We start from the raw sequence: 15,664 nt of genomic DNA on the forward strand, positions 1-15,664 counted from the left end.
AAATCTGCTTCTGTCGCCAGCCTATATGCCCCGTTTCGGGGCGTCCACCGCCGCGCAACGATTGCAGGAAGTTAACAAAGACGAGCGTTAAGCATGTTGTGTATCGGCATGGGAAATGGATGAAAAATCTTTAATTGCGACAAATCTACGGTGAAAATAGAACAATTCTCGTCAGCAACGTTAGCCATACAACAATCGGGGACACCAGAAATGACCAGGATTTTCGCGATCACCGCCGCCGCTGCCGCCATTGCCGCCGCAGCACCGGCTTATGCCACCAGCTTTACCGTCAATACCATGAATGGCGGCACGACCACCTCGTCGAATACTTACGGCAACGTGCTTACCTATCAGGCGAAGACCGGTGCCGAGACGCTGGACGTCCGCGCCACCGGCTGGAACGTCGCCGACGGCAAGGTGAGCGCAGCCAAGCTCGTCAGCTACGGCGCCGCCGGCCTCGGCGTCACGTCGACCACCGACAGCGGCAACTACAACACGCACACCGTCGACAACCTGGGCGGGAACGACTTCATCCTGCTGCAGTTCAGCCAGACCGTGAACCTGGTCAGTGCGACGCTGAACTCCTATGCCGTCGGATCGAGCTATTTCGACTATTTCTTCAGCGACGCCGACAACGACTCGACGGTGAAGTGGGGCGCGCTGAACGGCGCCTGGAACCAGGCGCTGTCGCTCAACGGCATCAGCGAGGCGAGCCTTGGCAAAATGTTCGCCGGCACGCTGAACGTGTCGAGCAACGGCAACGCCGCGCAGACCTACACCATCAAGGGTGCGGGCAATCTCTGGATGATCGGCGCGTCGCAGGCCAATCCCGACTGGAACACCGACGGGTTCAAGCTGGCCGCGCTGACCGTGAACTCGGTCGCCGCCGTCCCCGAGCCCGCCACCTGGGCGATGATGCTGGTCGGCTTCGGCATGGTCGCCGCCACCGCCCGCTATCGCCGTCGCGACACCAAGGCAGCCATCGCCTGACACCAAATCGCTTTCCGAGACGCGCCGCCGGGTCCCAAGCCCGGCGGCGCACCCGCGTGGGGACGTTACGCAGACGGTGCTACCTACGTCATGCCGGGCTTGTCCCGGCGTGACAGCAGGGTGCGAAACAAACGTCGTGGCATCGTGCCAGCCCGGCGTTCCCTCACGCCCCCCTGAACACTGGCGCCCGTTTTTCCCCGAACGCCCGCACTGCCTCTGCAAAGTCCTGCGTCCACCCTGCCGCCCGCTGGTTCTCGCGCTCGATCACCAGCGTCTCGTCGAGCGACGCGGTCAGCGCGGCGGCGACCTGCTTGCGGATCAGCGCCACCGCCACCGATGGCCCCGCCGCCAGCCGCGCGGCGAGCGTCTGCGCCTCGGCCAGGCAGGCATCGTCCTCGGCGATGCGGGTTACCAGCCCTGCCGCCAGCGCCGCCTCCGCCGACAATCGCTCGCCGAGCAGCGCCATTTCCAGCGCCCGCGCCCGCCCGACCGCCTGCGCCACCAGCCAGGTCGATCCTGCGTCGGGCACCAGCCCGATATTGACGAAGGCGAGCAGCCCGTAGGCCGATCGCGCCATGACGATGATGTCGCCGAGCAGCGCCAGTCCCAGCCCCGCGCCCACTGCCGGACCGTTGATCGCCGTCACCACCGGAATGTCGAGCCCGGCGATCTTGCGCACGAAGGGGTTGTAGTCGCGGTCCAGCGACTCGCCCAGGTCACGGCCCGGCTGCGGTCCGCCGCCGTCGCCGATCAGGTCCGCGCCGGAGCAGAACGCGCGACCCGCCCCGGTCATGACCAGCGCCCGCGCGCCGTCGGCCACCGCCCGGTCGATCGCGGCGGTCGCCTCGGCGAACAGCGTGGAGGTCAACGCGTTCATCCGGTCGGGTCGGTCGAGCGTCAGCGTGGCGACGCGGTCGGCGATGTCGAGCCTGACGGTGGAATAGGTCACGGGGGCCACTCTCCTGCCGGCGGGTCGAATGCCGGCCGTCCGCGATCTTGTAGGGGGGCCTCTTCCGGCCGGCAACGGCGCTACTGCCATCGAATACGCAGCAGGGTTGCGACGCCATGATCGCGCCGATCGGGACGATGACGCCCGCCACAGCCTCGTATCCGGAACAATCCTTCCTTTATCGCGGGTTAATATAATGTGTCGTAATCGGACGATGCCGCCTTGGATCGTGACTGTCCATGGCGACCCGGCCGGTGCAGGGCACGCTGCCGCCGTCCGCCGCGGATCAGTGTCAAAGGAAACGCGTCCGTCATGCCTACCATCGCCGCTGCTTTCCGCGACCATCAGACGGCGATCCTCGACCGCCTCGAAGAGGCTGGATCGCTGCTGGAGGACAGTGGCAGGCCATCCGGCGACCGCCTCGACGCGAGCCGCAACGGGATCGGCGATGCGCTGACCGCCTATCAGCGGTTCAAGCATTGCGAGGTCTATGATCCGATCATCACTGCCGGCGGTGCCGATGCCCCCGCCGCCGCCGCGCTGAAGGCCGATTGCGAGGCGTTGGCGCGCGACTACCAGGCCTACTGCACCGGCGTCGAGGCGGGTGACGGTGTCCTTGCATCTTACCGCCGCGCAACGCTCGACATGGCGACCCGCGTCAAGCACGCCCTGATCCGCGAGTTCGAGCTGGTCCGCCAGCTCACCGTCTATCCCGACTATGCCACAAGGCCGGTCGGCGGGGCGTAAGCAACAGCTCCTTTCTCACGTCGCCCCGGTCTTGAGCCGGGCTGATGGTCAAGTGCCGCGGGTCGGTGAATGTCGGCCGCCCCCTCTTACTTCACCGGCCGCTTCTCCAGCTTGCGTGCCAGCGTCCGCCGATGCATCCCCAGCCGGCGGGCGGTTTCCGAAATGTTGAAGCCGGTCTCCGCCAGCATCTCGTTGATATGCTCCCATTCCAGCGTCTTGATCGACGTCGTGCGCCCGTCGATCGGCACCTGCGCGTCGCCCCCGGCGCGGCTGAAGGCGGCCTCGATATCGTCGGTGTTCGATGGCTTGGCCAGATAGTGGCACGCACCCAGCTTGATCGCCTCGACCGCAGTGCCGATGCTGGCGAAGCCGGTCAGCACCACGATCAGCATGTCCGGATCATGCGCATGCAGCCGCGCGACGCAGGTCAGGCCCGACGCCGTCCCCAGCTTCAGGTCGACTACGGCGAAGTTGGGCGCGAAGTCCGCCAGCAGCGCCTCCACCTCGCCCGGCCCGCTCGCTACCCGCACGACGTAGCCGCGCCGCTCGAACGAGCGTTGCAGCGTCCGCGCGAACGTCGCGTCGTCCTCGACGATCAGCAGCTGGCGCTCCGTCATCCCCGTTCTCCCCGCCCTGTGACCAGCGGCAGGATTAAGCTGACCGCCGCGCCGCTGCCGTCGCGGTTCGACGCCTCCAGCCGCCCGCCCAGCCGCCGCGCGACGTTGCTGGCCAGGAACAGCCCCAGCCCGTGCCCAGCGCCCTTGCTCGACTGATACGCCTTGCCAATCCCGGCCAGCTGCGCCTCGCCGAACCCGCGCCCGCGGTCGAGCACCGTGATCGCCAGCTCGCCATCCTGCCGCTCGGCGAGCAATTCCACCCAGCCCGGCGAGAACTCCGCCGCGTTGTCGAGCAGGTTCCAGATCGCCTGTCGCAGCGACGCGCCCGCCACCAGCGCCGCGCCGGCCAGATCGCGCGTATAGTCCAGCGGCACTGCCGGCTGCGTCGCCCGCCACTCGGCGACGATCGTGTCGAGGAACGGCCCTGCCGGCACGCTCTCCATCGCCTCGCCCCGCGGCTCGCCGGCGGAATGCAGGATGTCGGAGACGATGCGCTTGCACCGCTCGACCTCGCCCTGCATCTCCTGCACCTCGCCCGCCAGCTCGGGATCGCCGGCGATCCGCGGCATCCGTCGCCAGTCGCTCAGGATCACCGCCAGCGAGGCGAGCGGCGTGCCCAGCTCGTGCGCCGCGCCACTCGCGAACAGGCCCATGCGGACGATCCCGTCCTCCTCGGCGGCATGCTGGCGCAGGTCGGACAGGTAGCGGTCACGCGCGTGCAGGTTGCGCGTGATCCGCCCGATGAACATCACCAGCAGCGTCGCGATCAGCAGGAAGCTGATCCACGCGCCCAGCGTGTAGAGGTCGGCGGTATCGGCCAGCAGTCCGCGCGGATAGACCAGCGGCAGGCTCCTGACGGTCAGCCCGGCATAGCAGAGCCCGGTCGCCGCGATCAGCACCCAGGCGGACCACGGCCTGAGCAGGATCGCCCCCAGCACCACCTGCAACAGGTAGAGCGATACGAACGGGTTGGCCGCCCCGCCGCTCAGGTACAGCTGGACGGTCAGCACGCCCATGTCGACCAGCAGCGCCGCCATGATCTCGCCATTGGTCACCCGGTGGCGCGGCAGCAGCGCCAGGCTGGCCAGGTTCGCGACCGCCAGCGCTGCGACCGCGATCAGCATCGGCGCCAGCGGCAACGGCACGCCCAGCGCGAACCGCACGAGCAGGATCGTCACCAGCTGGCCACCGACCGCCAGCCAGCGCAGCTGCACCAGCTGGCGCATATTGTCCGCCGCCGTCGCCTCGGGCGAAGGACCGTCCGGCGAGGACACGCCGTGCCGGGTCAGGGGGCGGGTCAGCGCGAGCAGCGGCGCGTCCATCATTCCGCCTCTCCTCTCCGCCCGATCAGCATCCACGCCCCGAACAGCGACAGGGCCATCAGCCCGAACCAGGTAATCGCATAGACGAGATGGTTGTTATTGAAGCGGATGACGGTCAGTCCGCCAACCGGCAACCCGCCCGGGTTCGGCGTCGCATCGGCGTCGACGAAGAACGGCGCCACATCCTGCAATCCCCGCGCCCGCGCGATCGCCGCGACGTCGCGCGAGTACCAGCGATCCGCCGCCGGATCGTTCGACCGCAGGAACGCGCCGCCCGGCTCGCTCGTCCGGATAAGGCCGGTAACGGTCACCGGTCCCGCCGGCTGTCCGGCCGATCGCGTCGCCGGATCGCGGCGATCCGCAGGCACGAAGCCGCGGTTGACCAGCACGGTTGGTGACCCGTCGATGCCGCGCAACGGAGTCAGCACCCACCATCCCGGCCCCATCGCCGTGACCGCCTGGACCAGAGTCTCGCGGCCGCAGAATACGCCGGACATGCGAACTCGCCGATACGCAAGGTCGCTGCCCCAATCGCTCCGCGGCGGCAGCGCACCGGGCGCGGCATGGACCCGTGCCTCCACCCGGTCGATCAGCGCCAGCTTCCACGCCCGCCGCTCGACCTGCCAGACGCCGAGCGCGGCGAAACCGGCGGCGAGCAGCAGGCACAGGGCGGCGAACGGGCCTCGCTTCATTGCATGTCGGTCATCGGCATCATGTTGCTGTTCAGGTGGTACATGATCCACAGCGATCCGCTGACCACGATCGCCACGATCACGGCGGTGAAGATCAGCGTCAGCAGCACCCATCCCCCTTCCGACTTCGCGTTGACGTGCAGGAAGAATAGGGTGTGGACCATGATCTGGACGAAGGCGAGCGCGACGATCGCCGCCGCCGTCCCCTGCACGCTGCCCAGCACGCCGGTCATCACCAGCCAGAACGGCACCGCGGTCAGCACCACCGACAGCGCGAAACCGATCAGATAGCCTTTGCGCGAGGCATGGGGCGCGGCTCCGGAATGTCCGTCGCTCATCGCAGCACTCCCAGCAGATAGACAAAGGTGAACACGCCGATCCAGACGACGTCCAGGAGGTGCCAGAACATGCCCAGGCACATGATGCGGCGACGGTTGTCCAGCGTCAGCCCGCGCTGGCCGATCTGGACCAACGTCACGCCGATCCACACCAGCCCGCACAACACGTGCAGCCCGTGCGTGCCGACCAGCGCGAAGAAGCCGGACAGGAAGGCGCTGCGCTGCGGCGTCGCCCCCTCGGCGATCAGCGTGGCAAATTCGTACAGCTCGATCCCAACGAACGCCGCGCCGAACAGCGCCGTCACCGCCAGCCACCCTTGCGTCGCGCGCAGCCGTCCTGCCTCGGTCTCGATCGCCGCCATGCCGAAGGTGATCGACGACAGGAGCAGCATGCCCGTATTGATTGCGACCAGCGGCAGCTCGAAGATCTGGTGCGGCGCCGGTCCGCCGGCATAGCTGGTGCTCAGCACGCCGTACGTCGCGAACAGCGTCGCGAAGATCAGCGCGTCGCTCATCAGGTAGATCCAGAAGCCGAGCGCCGTGCTGGCCCCCGGCCCGTGGTGATGCTCCTCCTCGTCGATCAGGTAGAAGCTGGGTGCTTGGCTGGACATATCAGGCTCCCACCGCCGCGAGGCGCGCGCGCTCGGTGGCGGCGACCTCCTCGGACGGGATGTGGTAATCGCGGTCGTAGTTGAAGCTGTGGCCGATGATGACGACGATCATGCCGGCGAAACTGACCGCCGCCAGCCACCAGATGTACCACACCATCGCGAACCCCAGCGCCAGCGCCAGCCCCGACAGGATCACCCCCGCGCCGGTGTTGCGCGGCATGTGGATCGGCCGCCAGCCGCCCGCCGGATGCTCGTGCCCGCGCGCCTTCATGTCGTACCACGCATCCAGGTCGTGGATGACGGGCGTGAAGGCGAAGTTGTACGCCGGCGGAGGGCTGCTCGTCGCCCATTCCAGCGTGCGGCCGTGCCAGGGGTCGCCGGTGGTGTCGCGCAAGGCTTCGCGGTTGCGGATGCTCACCGCGATCTGGATCAGGAAGGCGGCGATGCCGATGGCGATGATGAGCACGCCGATCATCGCAACGATGAAGAAGGGTTGCAGGCTGGGATCGTCGAAGTGGCGCACGCGCCGGGTCGTCCCCATCAGCCCGACGATGTAGATCGGCGTCCACGCGACCCAGTAGCCGACCACCCAGCCCCAGAAGCTGACCTTCCCCCAGAACGGGTCGAGGCGGAAGCCGAACGCCTTGGGGAACCAGTAGGTCATGCCCGCGAACAGCCCGAACACCACGCCGCCGATGATGACGTTGTGGAAATGCGCGACCAGGAACAGCGAGTTGTGCAGCACGAAGTCGGCCGGCGGCACCGCCAGCAGCACGCCGGTCATCCCGCCCACGGTAAAGGTCAGCAGGAAGGCGACGACCCACATCATCGGCAGCTCGAACCGGATCTGACCGCGATACATCGTGAACAGCCAGTTGAAGATCTTGGCGCCGGTCGGGATCGAGATGACCATGGTCGCGATGCCGAAGAAGCTGTTGACGCTGGCACCCGATCCCATGGTGAAGAAATGGTGCAGCCATACCAGGAACGACAGGATGGTGATGACCACGGTCGCGTAGACCATCGACGAATAGCCGAACAGCCGCTTGCCCGAGAAGGTCGAGGTGATCTCCGAAAAGATGCCGAACACCGGCAGCACCAGCACATAGACTTCCGGATGGCCCCAGATCCATACCAGGTTCCAGTACATCATCGGGTTGCCGCCGAGATCGTTGGTGAAGAAGTTGGTGCCGACGTATCGGTCGAGCATCAGCAGCGCGAACGCCGCGGTCAGGATCGGGAAGATCGCGACCGCGAGCACGTTGCTGCACAGCGCCGTCCAGCAGAACACCGGCATCTTCATCATCGTCATACCGGGGGCGCGCATCTTGATGATGGTCGTCACCATGTTGATCGCCGACAGGGTCGTGCCGACACCCGCGATCTGGAGCGCCCACAGATAATAGTCGGGACCGGTATCGGGCGAATTCTGGAGGTTGGCGACCGGCACATAGTTCAGCCAGCCGGCGCGGCTGAACTCGCCGACGAACAGCGACACCATCACCAGCAGCGCACCCGCGACGGTCAGCCAGAAGCTGAGGTTGTTCAGATACGGAAACGCGACGTCGCGCGCGCCGATCTGGAGCGGCATGATATAGTTGATGAGGCCGACGACCAGCGGAATCGCCACGAAGAAGATCATGATCGTGCCGTGCGCGGTGAAGATCTGATCGTAGTGGTGCGCGTTCAGATATCCTTCGCTGCCGCCGAAGGCGATCGCCTGTTGCAGACGCATCATCACCGCATCGGCGAAGCCGCGCAGCAGCATGATGATCCCCAGGATCATGTACATGATCCCGATCTTCTTGTGGTCGACGGAGGTGAACCACTCGCGCCACAGCCAGCCCCACAGCCGGTACTTCGTCACCGCGCCGACGATGCCCAGGCCGAGCAGCACGACGACCGCGAAGGTGCCGAGCAGGATCGGCTCGTGGACGGGAAAGGACTCCAGGCTCAGCCGCCCGAAGAGGATCTTCAACAGATGGTCGGTCATGATCGCTCCGGCGGCTCAGGACATGTCGCGGTTGCGGGCGCTGTCGGGATCGGTCGATCCCGGTGCGCCGGGGCGGCGCGGCTTGGTGACGTTGGGCGCGGGCGCGATCTGGTCGCTGTCCTTGAACAGCGCGCCCTCCGGCCGCTCACCGGTCGGCGGCGGGGCGTCGCGGCCCTTGGGCATCATGCCGCGGTCGTGCATCATCGTGTCGCTCATGCACGGCGTGCCCGGCCGCACGCAGCGCTCGACGACCTTGTCGAACAGCCCCGGCTGGACCGCGGCGAAGCGCATCGGCGGCACCTTCTCGCTCGGCCGTTCCAGACGCAGGAACGTCTCGGTCGGCAGGGTGCGGCCGCTCGCCCTCGCCTGTCCGACCCAGCGGTCGAAGCCGGCGGCGTTGACGCCGCGCAGGCGGAACTTCATGTCGGAAAAGCCGGCGCCGCTATAGTTGGCCGACATCCCCTGATACTCGCCGGGCTTGTTCAGGACGGCATGCAGCGTGCTGCGCATGCCGGGCATCGCATAGACCATGCCGGCCAGGGTCGGCGCATAGAAGCTGTTCATCATGTTGGTCGAGGTGATGTCGAACCGCACCTGCCGGTCGACCGGCAGGACCAGTTCGTTGACCGTCGCGATGCCCAGATCGGGATAGATGAACAGCCATTTCCAGTCGAGCGCGACGACCTGCACCCGCATCGGCTTGTCCTTCGGGTCCAGCGGCTTGCCCGCCGCGACCCGGCCGAGCGGGCGGAACGGATCGAGCAGGTGGGTGCTCGACCAGGTCAGCGCGCCCAGCGCGATGATGATGAGCAGCGGCGCGGACCAGATCACGAGTTCCAGCGAGGTCGAATGATCGAAGTGCGGGTCGTAGGTCGCCTGTCTATTGCCCTTGCGATAGCGCCACGCGAACAGCACGATCAGCATCATGACGGGCACGATGATGAGCAGCATCAGTGCGGTCGACGCATAGATCAGGTTGCGTTGCTGCAACGCCACGTCGCCGGCGGGATTCAGGACGGCATGTTGACATCCCGCCAGCAAAGGCAGGAGCAGCAGGGCCATCGGGGCAAGCTTGGCTGTTCGCATGACGGCCGGATAGGCGCCGGGCGGCAGGCGCTACATTGGACATTTTGTCCAATCCTCTGATCCCCGTATCAGCGGCTAGAGGACAAGGCATGACGGACACGACCGCATCCCCCGCGAACTCCACCGCCCTCGAGCGCGACGCGCGTGTCGTCAACGCGCGCGAGCACCGCATCGCGCCGGGGGAGATCGCGATCGGCGTCATCGTCGGCCGCACCTCGGAATTCTTCGACTTCTTCGTCTATGCGATCGCGTCGGTGCTGGTGTTTCCGCGCGTCGTCTTCCCTTATGTCGACGCGGTTACCGGCACGCTCTATTCCTTTGCGGTATTCGCGCTCGCCTTCGTCGCGCGGCCGTTCGGGACGCTGTTGTTCATGGAGCTGGACCGCCGCTATGGCCGCGGCGTCAAGCTGACGCTGGCGCTGTTCCTGCTCGGCGGGTCGACCATGGCGATCTCGCTGCTGCCTGGCTACTCGCAGATCGGCGCGCTGTCGGCGGTGCTGCTCGGCCTCGCCCGCTTCGCGCAGGGGATGGCGCTCGGCGGCGCATGGGACGGGCTGCCCTCGCTCCTGTCGCTCAACGCGCCGAAGGACAAGCGCGGCTGGTACGCGATGATCCCGCAGCTGGGCGCGCCGCTCGGCCTGCTCGTGGCGCTGGCGCTGTTCACCTATCTGCTCGGGGTGCTGAGCCCGGCCGACTTCCTGTCCTGGGGCTGGCGTTATCCCTTCTTCGTGGTGCTGGCGATCAATGTCGTGGCGCTGTTCGCCCGCCTCCGCCTGGTCGCCACGCCGGAGTTCGCGCAGCTGTTCGAGAGCCGCGAGCTTCAGCCCTCGCCCGCTTTCGCCACCCTGTTCGTCGAGTGGCGGACGATCGTGCTGGGCGCCTTTGCCCCGCTCGCCAGCTTCGCGATGTTCCACCTCGTCACCGTCTTTCCGCTGTCGTGGGTGACGCTGTCGGCGAGCGAGGACCCGGCGCGCTTCCTGATGATCGAGGCGGTCGGCGCGGTCGTCGGCGTGCTCGCCATCCTCGCCTCCGGCCTGATCGCCGACCGGGTCGGGCGGCGCGCGGTGCTGGGCGTGTCGGCGGTGCTGATCGGCGCCTATTCGGGCTTCGCGCCGCAGCTGCTGGGCGCGGGCGGCTGGGGCGAGGCGGTGTACATGATCGGCGGCTTCGCGCTGCTCGGTCTGGCGTTCGGCCAGTCGTCGGGGCTGGTCAACGACCGCTTCCCCTCGCAGCATCGCTACACCGGCGCGGCGATCGTCGCCAATTCGGCGTGGCTGATCGGCGCCGGCTTCGCGCCGCTGGTCGCGCTGTTCCTGGCGACCGAATTCGGGCTGTGGGCGGTCGGCGCGTACCTGCTGTCGGGCGCCGCCTGCACGCTGGCGGCCTTGGGGCTGAACAAGGATTGGGGCCGCGGCGCGGCCTGAGTCAGCGCAGGCGCAGTCCAATCCACAGCGTGCGCGGCGTCGCCCGCTCGACGACATCGGCGCCGCTGATCCCCGCCTCGACCCGGGTGTCGAAGACATTTTCCGCCCGGAACTCCACGGCTACCCGCCGGGTCACGGGCAACGCGACATAGCCGTCGAGTGTCGTCGCGGGCGCTAGGCTGCGGCTATTCTGGTCGTCCTCGAACTGGCGCGCGCCGTGGCGCAGCGTCGTCGACACCGCCGCCCCGCGCCGGCGCCAGCCGATCGTGGCCGAGACCAGGTCGCGCGGCGTCTGCGCCGGGCGCAGGCCGTCGAGCGCCGCCGCCGCGCCGCTCGCCTCGACCCGCGGATCGGTGTGGCTCCACGATGCCTGGGCGAATAGCGGCCCGTGCGCCCAGCGCGCGTCCAGTTCCAGCCCGGTCGAGCGGATCGCGTCGAGGTTCTGCCGCACCCGGTACACGCCCGCCGCGCCGACGAAGCCGACGCCCGCGAACGTGCCCGGGCCGCGCCCGGCGGTGACGTTGGCGATGGCGTCCGCCAGCCGGTTCCAGAACAGCGTCGCCGCCAGCGTGACGCCCCGCACGGGGGTCAGGGTGACGCCGCCGTCGACCCCGCTCAGTCGCTCGGGCGACAGCGCGGCATTGGCGGCGGTCGCGTCGGCGCCGACGCGGAACGGGCGGTACAGCTCGTTCAGAGTCGGCAGGCGCCAGCCGCGATAGGCGGCGGCGCGCAGCGTCACCGGCGTGACGGGGGACCAGGCGGCGCCGGCGCGGCCGGTCCACTCGGTGCCGGTCCGGTCGGCATAGGCGGTGTCGGTCAGGCTCGCACCGGTCGCCAGCACCCGCTCGCGCAGGCTGCCCTCGTAGAGGCGCCAGCGGTCGACCCGCCCACCCAGGGTCAGCGTAACGTCGCCGGCCTCGACACTGGCATCGGCGAACAGCCCCGCGGTCAGCGCCGCGCCGCCCGCCACCCGCCGCCGCGTCGGCAGGCCGGCGACGTAAGTGTATAGCTCCTGCGTGCGCCCCTCGACCCGGCGGAGATCGGCGCCGATGCGCAGGTCGCGGCCCGTGCCGACCGGCGGCACCAGCTCGATCCGCGCGCCGAGGCCGGTTGCGGGAGTATTGTACTGGTCGAGCGTGCGGGTCGCGGCAGTACGGCCCGCATCGACGCTGGCGAACTGCGAGGCGAAGGCCCGCGTCTGGAGATAGGCGAGCGCCGAATAGCCCCAGCTGCCCCGCCCGACGAGGCGGACGCTGGCGTCGGCACCCTCGCTGCGGTTGGCGGTGAAGGCGGTGCCCCGCTCCCGCGCGTCGGTGAAGGCGGAGACATTGGCCTGCAACTCGGTATCGACGCCGATCGGCACCACCCCGCGCACCGCGGCGGACGCCTGCTCATAGGGCGCGGGCCGGTCGGCGGCTCCACGCGAAGCGGCGACGGTCGGCACGAAGCCGTCGCCGCGCGCATAGGCGGCGGACACCGTCGCGAAACCGCGCCCGCTCTCCAGCATCCCCGATGCCTGCGCGTCGACCGAGTTCCGGCTGCCATAGGCGATGTCGGCGGCAAGGACAGGCTGGCCGGCGGGGCCGGCGCTCTCGATCTCGACGGTGCCAGCCAGTGCGCCGGGTCCGAAATAGCCGCTGCCCCCGCCGCGGGTCACGCGGATCAGCCCGATCCGGTCGGTCGCATAGGCGGGAAACGGCACCCAGCCGCCGAACGGGTCCGCCTGCGGCACACCGTCGAGCACCAGCAGCGCGCGGCTCGACGCGTTGCCGCCGATGCCGCGCAGCGAGATGCCCTGGCTGGTCGGGTTGGCGGAGCGGCTGTCGGAGCGGCGGAACTGCTGTAGCCCGGCGACGTCGGCCAGCACGCTCTCCAGCCGGTTGCTCGCATTCTCGGCGATGCGCGCCGGGTCGATCGCGACCACGTCGAACGCCTTGTCCCCCGGCCGGACGGCGAGGCCGCTGCCCACCACCACGATATCCGGCGCGTCCGGCGCGGTCTGGGCGAAGGCGGGCATGGCGGTGGTGCCTGCCAGGAGCAGGAGCGTGGCGGAACGGCGGGACGGCATCCCCTGCCCAGAGCCGAAATAGCCACCGAACGCCAGATGCTTGTGGTGCATGTCGTACGAAAGCCCGACGCCGATGTAGGACCATGAGGCGATTGTATTCGCCCGATCCCCGCCTGTACGATCCGACCGAAACTCAGTGCGAAGGACGAGGACGAGGGCGATGGAGATCGAACGACGCGACCTGCTGCTGTCGGCCGCGGCGCTGACGGTGGGCATGGCCGCGCCCACGCTGGCCGCGTCGCCGCGCAAGCTGGGCTATGCGATCATCGGGCTTGGTTACTACGGCCTCGGCGTCATCATTCCGCAGTTCCGCAACTGCGCCCACAGCCGGCTGGCCGCGGTGGTGAGCGGCGATCCCGCCAAGGCGAAGCGGGTAGCGGCGGAGCATGGCCTGCCCGCGCGCTCGGTCTATTCCTACGCCGATTTCGACCGCATCCGCGACAATCCGGACGTCGACATCGTCTATGTCTGCCTGCCCAATGCGATGCACGCCGAGTACACGATCCGCGCCGCGAAGGCGGGCAAGCATGTGCTGTGCGAGAAGCCGATGGCGGTGTCGGTCGCCGAGTGCGAGGCGATGATCGCGGCGTGCAAGACGGCGAACCGCAAGCTGATGATCGGCTATCGCTGCCATTTCGAGCCGTATAACCTCGAGGCGATGCGGCTGGCGCGCACCGGAGCGGCCGGCAAGATCCGCTATGTCCGCAGCGAACATGGCTTCGTCCAGCGCAGCCCCGACGCGTGGCGACTGAAGCGCGCGCTGGCAGGTGGCGGGTCACTGATGGACATGGGCGTCTACAGCCTGCAGGCGGCGCGCTACATGACCGGCGAGGAACCGGTGGCGGTGACTGCGCGCGAATCCACCGACCGCCGCGACCCGCGCTTCACCGAGGTGGAGGACATGATCGACTGGACGCTGGAATTTCCCTCCGGCGCGCTCGGCGGGTGCCAGTCGATGTACAGCGCCAACCAGAACCGCATCCTGCTGATGGGCGACAAGGGCCGGATCGAGCTGGAGCCGGCGACCCGCTATAACGGCAACCGGATGTGGGTCGGCGAGGACGGCCGCGAGAAGGCGATCACCCCGCCCCGCGCATCCGCGCGCAACCAGTTCGTCGGCCAGCTCGACCACATGGCACGCTGCGCTGCCACCGGACACGAGCCGATCGTGTCGGGCGAGGAGGGATTGCGCGACATGCGGATCGTCGAGGCGATCTACCGTTCCGCGCGCGAGGGGCGGACGATCCGCCTGGACGGGCGGGCATGATGCGCCGGCTTGCCCCGCTGCTTGCTGTGCTGGCCGCTCCGGTCGCCGCCGCGCCGACCGCCCCCGCCGACATGGCGAGCGGCACCGAGGTCCGCCGGATCGTCGCCGAGATGGCGGAGACGATGCGCGACGGTCGCGGCTTCCTCTATCGCCCGCTGGTCAGGGACGGCGAGACGGTCGCCGCGCTGGAATACTGGAAAGCCCCCGGTCGCCCCGCCGTCCATCCCGACGAGGCGGAATATGCGATCGTGATCGAGGGCGCGGGAACGCTGGTGTCCGGCGGCACGATGGCGGATGCGAAGACCACCCAGCCCGGCCTGGTCGAGGGCAGCCGCATCGACGGCGGCACGACGCGCACGCTGGGGCCGGGCGACGTGCTGCTGGTGCCCGCCGGCGTGCCGCACTGGTTCGGCATTACCGGCGGCAAGCTGGTGCTGCTGGGCATGAAGCTGCCCCGGCGGGGCGGGTGACCGATCCCTCTCCCTCCCGTCACGAGGAGGGGCTATGACCGCTCTACCCTACCCCTGCCAACCCGCCCGCAGCGGCACGCGCAGGACGCGGTCGGAGGCCGCAATGAAGAGCGAACGCCCGCCCTGGCCAAAGGCGCAGTTGGCCATGGCCTGCCCGTTCTCGATCATGCCCAGCGTCTCGCCCTCGGGCGACAGGAACAGGATGCCACCGGGCGCGGAGCAGACCAGCGTCCCATCGCGCGCCACCTTCATCCCGTCGGGCAGGCCGGGCGCCCCCGCGGCGTGCGACGATGCGGCATCGAGCAGCACCCGCGAGTCCGTCGGCATACCCCTGGCGTCCAGGTCATAGACCATGATCCGCGGCGCCTTGTCGTCCGATACGGACACATAGAGCCGCCGCTCGTCGGGGGAGAGCGCAACGCCGTTGGGGCGGGTCAGCGTGCCGTCGATCAGCACCGGCTCCGTCCCCTGGCGCCAGCGATAGACGCCGTTGTGCGGCTGCTTCTTCAGCGGCGAGCGGTCGTCGTCGACCAGGCCGTACGGCGGATCGGTGAACCAGATCGTGCCATCGCGCGCGACGTGGAGGTCGTTGGGGCTGTTGAACGGCTGTCCGCGATAGCGGTCAACCAGCACCGTGCGCCTGCCCGTGACCAAGTCGACCCGGTCGATGCTGCGTCCGCCGCTGTTGGCGATCAGCAGCGCGCCGTCTCGCGCCAGCGCCAGGCCGTTCGCTCCCGCCTCGCGCACCAGCTTCGGATCGGGATCGGGCAGGCCGGAGGGGGACAGGAAGACACTCGCCGCGCCCCGGCCCGGCTGCCAGCGGCGGATGACGTTGGCGGGCGGATCGGTGAACAGCAGATAGCCGCCCCGCTCCACCCATAACGGCCCTTCCGCCCAGCGGATGCCGGTCGCCACCGTCTCGATCGCCGCGTCGGGCGCGACCATGCGGTCGAGCTTAGGCGACAGCCGCCGGACCCGCGCGACCGGCGCCTCCGCGGCCCAGGCGGGAGTGGCGAGCAGCGCCAGCCCCGCCCCGATCACCCGCCGCCGGTCGGGCGCGAAGCCTGTCATCTGCCGCGGGTCCATCGTC

15 protein-coding genes are annotated in these 15,664 nt (G+C 68.8%); 5 read left to right on the forward strand and 10 right to left on the reverse strand.

Going from position 1 to position 15,664, the window contains the following annotated elements; translation table 11 throughout:
- The first annotated feature begins 210 nt into the window (after positions 1-210).
- Entirely contained in the window at positions 211-990 is a 780-nt protein-coding gene (locus Q5H91_RS08795) for a PEPxxWA-CTERM sorting domain-containing protein (RefSeq protein WP_305173016.1), read from the forward strand.
- A 163-nt stretch (positions 991-1,153) separates the two neighbouring features.
- Here the strand turns inward: Q5H91_RS08795 and Q5H91_RS08800 are convergent, their stop codons facing one another.
- Positions 1,154-1,939, reverse strand: a complete 786-nt coding sequence (locus tag Q5H91_RS08800; RefSeq protein WP_305173017.1) for an enoyl-CoA hydratase-related protein — start codon at positions 1,937-1,939, stop codon at positions 1,154-1,156.
- Positions 1,940-2,251: 312 nt separating this feature from the next.
- Between Q5H91_RS08800 and Q5H91_RS08805 the strand changes: the two genes are divergently transcribed.
- Positions 2,252-2,686 (forward strand): hypothetical protein, encoded by a 435-nt coding sequence (locus Q5H91_RS08805; protein ID WP_305173018.1) that lies wholly within the window; start codon positions 2,252-2,254, stop codon positions 2,684-2,686.
- A gap of 86 nt (positions 2,687-2,772) precedes the next feature.
- On the opposite strand, the gene Q5H91_RS08810 is transcribed toward Q5H91_RS08805, so the two are convergent.
- From Q5H91_RS08810 to cyoA, 7 genes are read right to left on the reverse strand one after another with little or no spacing between them, the layout of a single operon-like run.
- Positions 2,773-3,303: a response regulator transcription factor gene (locus tag Q5H91_RS08810; protein WP_305173019.1), complete on the reverse strand. Its 531-nt coding sequence runs from the start codon at positions 3,301-3,303 to the stop codon at positions 2,773-2,775.
- Positions 3,300-4,628, reverse strand: a complete 1,329-nt coding sequence (locus Q5H91_RS08815) for an ATP-binding protein (RefSeq protein ID WP_305173020.1) — start codon at positions 4,626-4,628, stop codon at positions 3,300-3,302. The genes Q5H91_RS08810 and Q5H91_RS08815 overlap by 4 nt, the downstream gene beginning before the upstream one ends.
- Positions 4,625-5,317 carry an SURF1 family protein gene (locus Q5H91_RS08820; RefSeq protein ID WP_305173021.1) on the reverse strand — a complete coding sequence of 231 codons (693 nt, stop codon included), beginning with the start codon at positions 5,315-5,317 and terminating at the stop codon, positions 4,625-4,627. Before Q5H91_RS08820 ends, Q5H91_RS08815 begins: the two co-directional genes overlap by 4 nt.
- Entirely contained in the window at positions 5,314-5,655 is a 342-nt protein-coding gene (gene cyoD / locus Q5H91_RS08825) for a cytochrome o ubiquinol oxidase subunit IV (protein ID WP_305173022.1), read from the reverse strand. The genes Q5H91_RS08820 and cyoD overlap by 4 nt, the downstream gene beginning before the upstream one ends.
- On the reverse strand, positions 5,652-6,266 hold the full coding sequence (gene cyoC, locus Q5H91_RS08830; RefSeq protein ID WP_305173023.1) for a cytochrome o ubiquinol oxidase subunit III: 615 nt from the start codon (positions 6,264-6,266) through the stop codon (positions 5,652-5,654). The genes cyoD and cyoC overlap by 4 nt, the downstream gene beginning before the upstream one ends.
- A 1-nt stretch (position 6,267) precedes the next feature.
- A complete protein-coding gene (gene cyoB / locus Q5H91_RS08835; protein WP_305173024.1) occupies positions 6,268-8,259 on the reverse strand; it encodes a cytochrome o ubiquinol oxidase subunit I in 1,992 nt (663 codons plus the stop codon).
- A gap of 15 nt (positions 8,260-8,274) precedes the next feature.
- Positions 8,275-9,345: a ubiquinol oxidase subunit II gene (cyoA, locus tag Q5H91_RS08840; protein WP_305173025.1), complete on the reverse strand. Its 1,071-nt coding sequence runs from the start codon at positions 9,343-9,345 to the stop codon at positions 8,275-8,277.
- Between the two features lie 89 nt (positions 9,346-9,434).
- Here cyoA and Q5H91_RS08845 point away from each other — a divergent pair, with 89 nt between their 5' ends.
- Complete coding sequence (locus Q5H91_RS08845; RefSeq protein WP_305173026.1) at positions 9,435-10,769, forward strand: MFS transporter; 1,335 nt, start codon at positions 9,435-9,437, stop codon at positions 10,767-10,769.
- A 1-nt stretch (position 10,770) separates the two neighbouring features.
- Here the strand turns inward: Q5H91_RS08845 and Q5H91_RS08850 are convergent, their stop codons facing one another.
- The gene (locus Q5H91_RS08850; protein ID WP_370655253.1) at positions 10,771-12,837 is read right to left on the reverse strand and encodes a TonB-dependent receptor; all 2,067 of its coding nucleotides are present in this window, start codon (positions 12,835-12,837) and stop codon (positions 10,771-10,773) included.
- 160 nt (positions 12,838-12,997) lie between these two features.
- Between Q5H91_RS08850 and Q5H91_RS08855 the strand changes: the two genes are divergently transcribed.
- Both Q5H91_RS08855 and Q5H91_RS08860 read left to right on the forward strand, forming a co-directional pair.
- Entirely contained in the window at positions 12,998-14,104 is a 1,107-nt protein-coding gene (locus tag Q5H91_RS08855) for a Gfo/Idh/MocA family protein (RefSeq protein ID WP_305173027.1), read from the forward strand.
- A complete protein-coding gene (locus Q5H91_RS08860) occupies positions 14,101-14,574 on the forward strand; it encodes a cupin domain-containing protein (protein WP_305173028.1) in 474 nt (157 codons plus the stop codon). Before Q5H91_RS08855 ends, Q5H91_RS08860 begins: the two co-directional genes overlap by 4 nt.
- Positions 14,575-14,622: 48 nt before the next feature.
- Here Q5H91_RS08860 and Q5H91_RS08865 read toward each other — a convergent pair whose 3' ends face one another.
- Complete coding sequence (locus Q5H91_RS08865; protein WP_305173029.1) at positions 14,623-15,660, reverse strand: SMP-30/gluconolactonase/LRE family protein; 1,038 nt, start codon at positions 15,658-15,660, stop codon at positions 14,623-14,625.
- Positions 15,661-15,664 lie beyond the last annotated feature (4 nt).

This window comes from Sphingomonas aurea, assembly GCF_030678875.1.
Taxonomy (GTDB): domain Bacteria; phylum Pseudomonadota; class Alphaproteobacteria; order Sphingomonadales; family Sphingomonadaceae; genus Sphingomonas; species Sphingomonas aurea.

Excerpts from the sequence above, each read along its gene's own strand:
- Q5H91_RS08865 (WP_305173029.1), bottom strand. The coding sequence starts at position 15,660 with ATGGACCCGCGGCAGATGACAGGCTTCGCGCCCGACCGGCGGCGGGTG.
- Q5H91_RS08850 (WP_370655253.1), bottom strand. The coding sequence starts at position 12,837 with ATGCCGTCCCGCCGTTCCGCCACGCTCCTGCTCCTGGCAGGCACCACC.
- Q5H91_RS08795 (WP_305173016.1), top strand. The coding sequence starts at position 211 with ATGACCAGGATTTTCGCGATCACCGCCGCCGCTGCCGCCATTGCCGCC.
- cyoD (WP_305173022.1), bottom strand. The coding sequence starts at position 5,655 with ATGAGCGACGGACATTCCGGAGCCGCGCCCCATGCCTCGCGCAAAGGC.
- Q5H91_RS08860 (WP_305173028.1), top strand. The coding sequence starts at position 14,101 with ATGATGCGCCGGCTTGCCCCGCTGCTTGCTGTGCTGGCCGCTCCGGTC.
- Q5H91_RS08855 (WP_305173027.1), top strand. The coding sequence starts at position 12,998 with ATGGAGATCGAACGACGCGACCTGCTGCTGTCGGCCGCGGCGCTGACG.
- Q5H91_RS08845 (WP_305173026.1), top strand. The coding sequence starts at position 9,435 with ATGACGGACACGACCGCATCCCCCGCGAACTCCACCGCCCTCGAGCGC.
- Q5H91_RS08805 (WP_305173018.1), top strand. The coding sequence starts at position 2,252 with ATGCCTACCATCGCCGCTGCTTTCCGCGACCATCAGACGGCGATCCTC.
- Q5H91_RS08820 (WP_305173021.1), bottom strand. The coding sequence starts at position 5,317 with ATGAAGCGAGGCCCGTTCGCCGCCCTGTGCCTGCTGCTCGCCGCCGGT.
- Q5H91_RS08815 (WP_305173020.1), bottom strand. The coding sequence starts at position 4,628 with ATGATGGACGCGCCGCTGCTCGCGCTGACCCGCCCCCTGACCCGGCAC.
- cyoB (WP_305173024.1), bottom strand. The coding sequence starts at position 8,259 with ATGACCGACCATCTGTTGAAGATCCTCTTCGGGCGGCTGAGCCTGGAG.
- cyoA (WP_305173025.1), bottom strand. The coding sequence starts at position 9,345 with ATGCGAACAGCCAAGCTTGCCCCGATGGCCCTGCTGCTCCTGCCTTTG.
- cyoC (WP_305173023.1), bottom strand. The coding sequence starts at position 6,266 with ATGTCCAGCCAAGCACCCAGCTTCTACCTGATCGACGAGGAGGAGCAT.
- Q5H91_RS08810 (WP_305173019.1), bottom strand. The coding sequence starts at position 3,303 with ATGACGGAGCGCCAGCTGCTGATCGTCGAGGACGACGCGACGTTCGCG.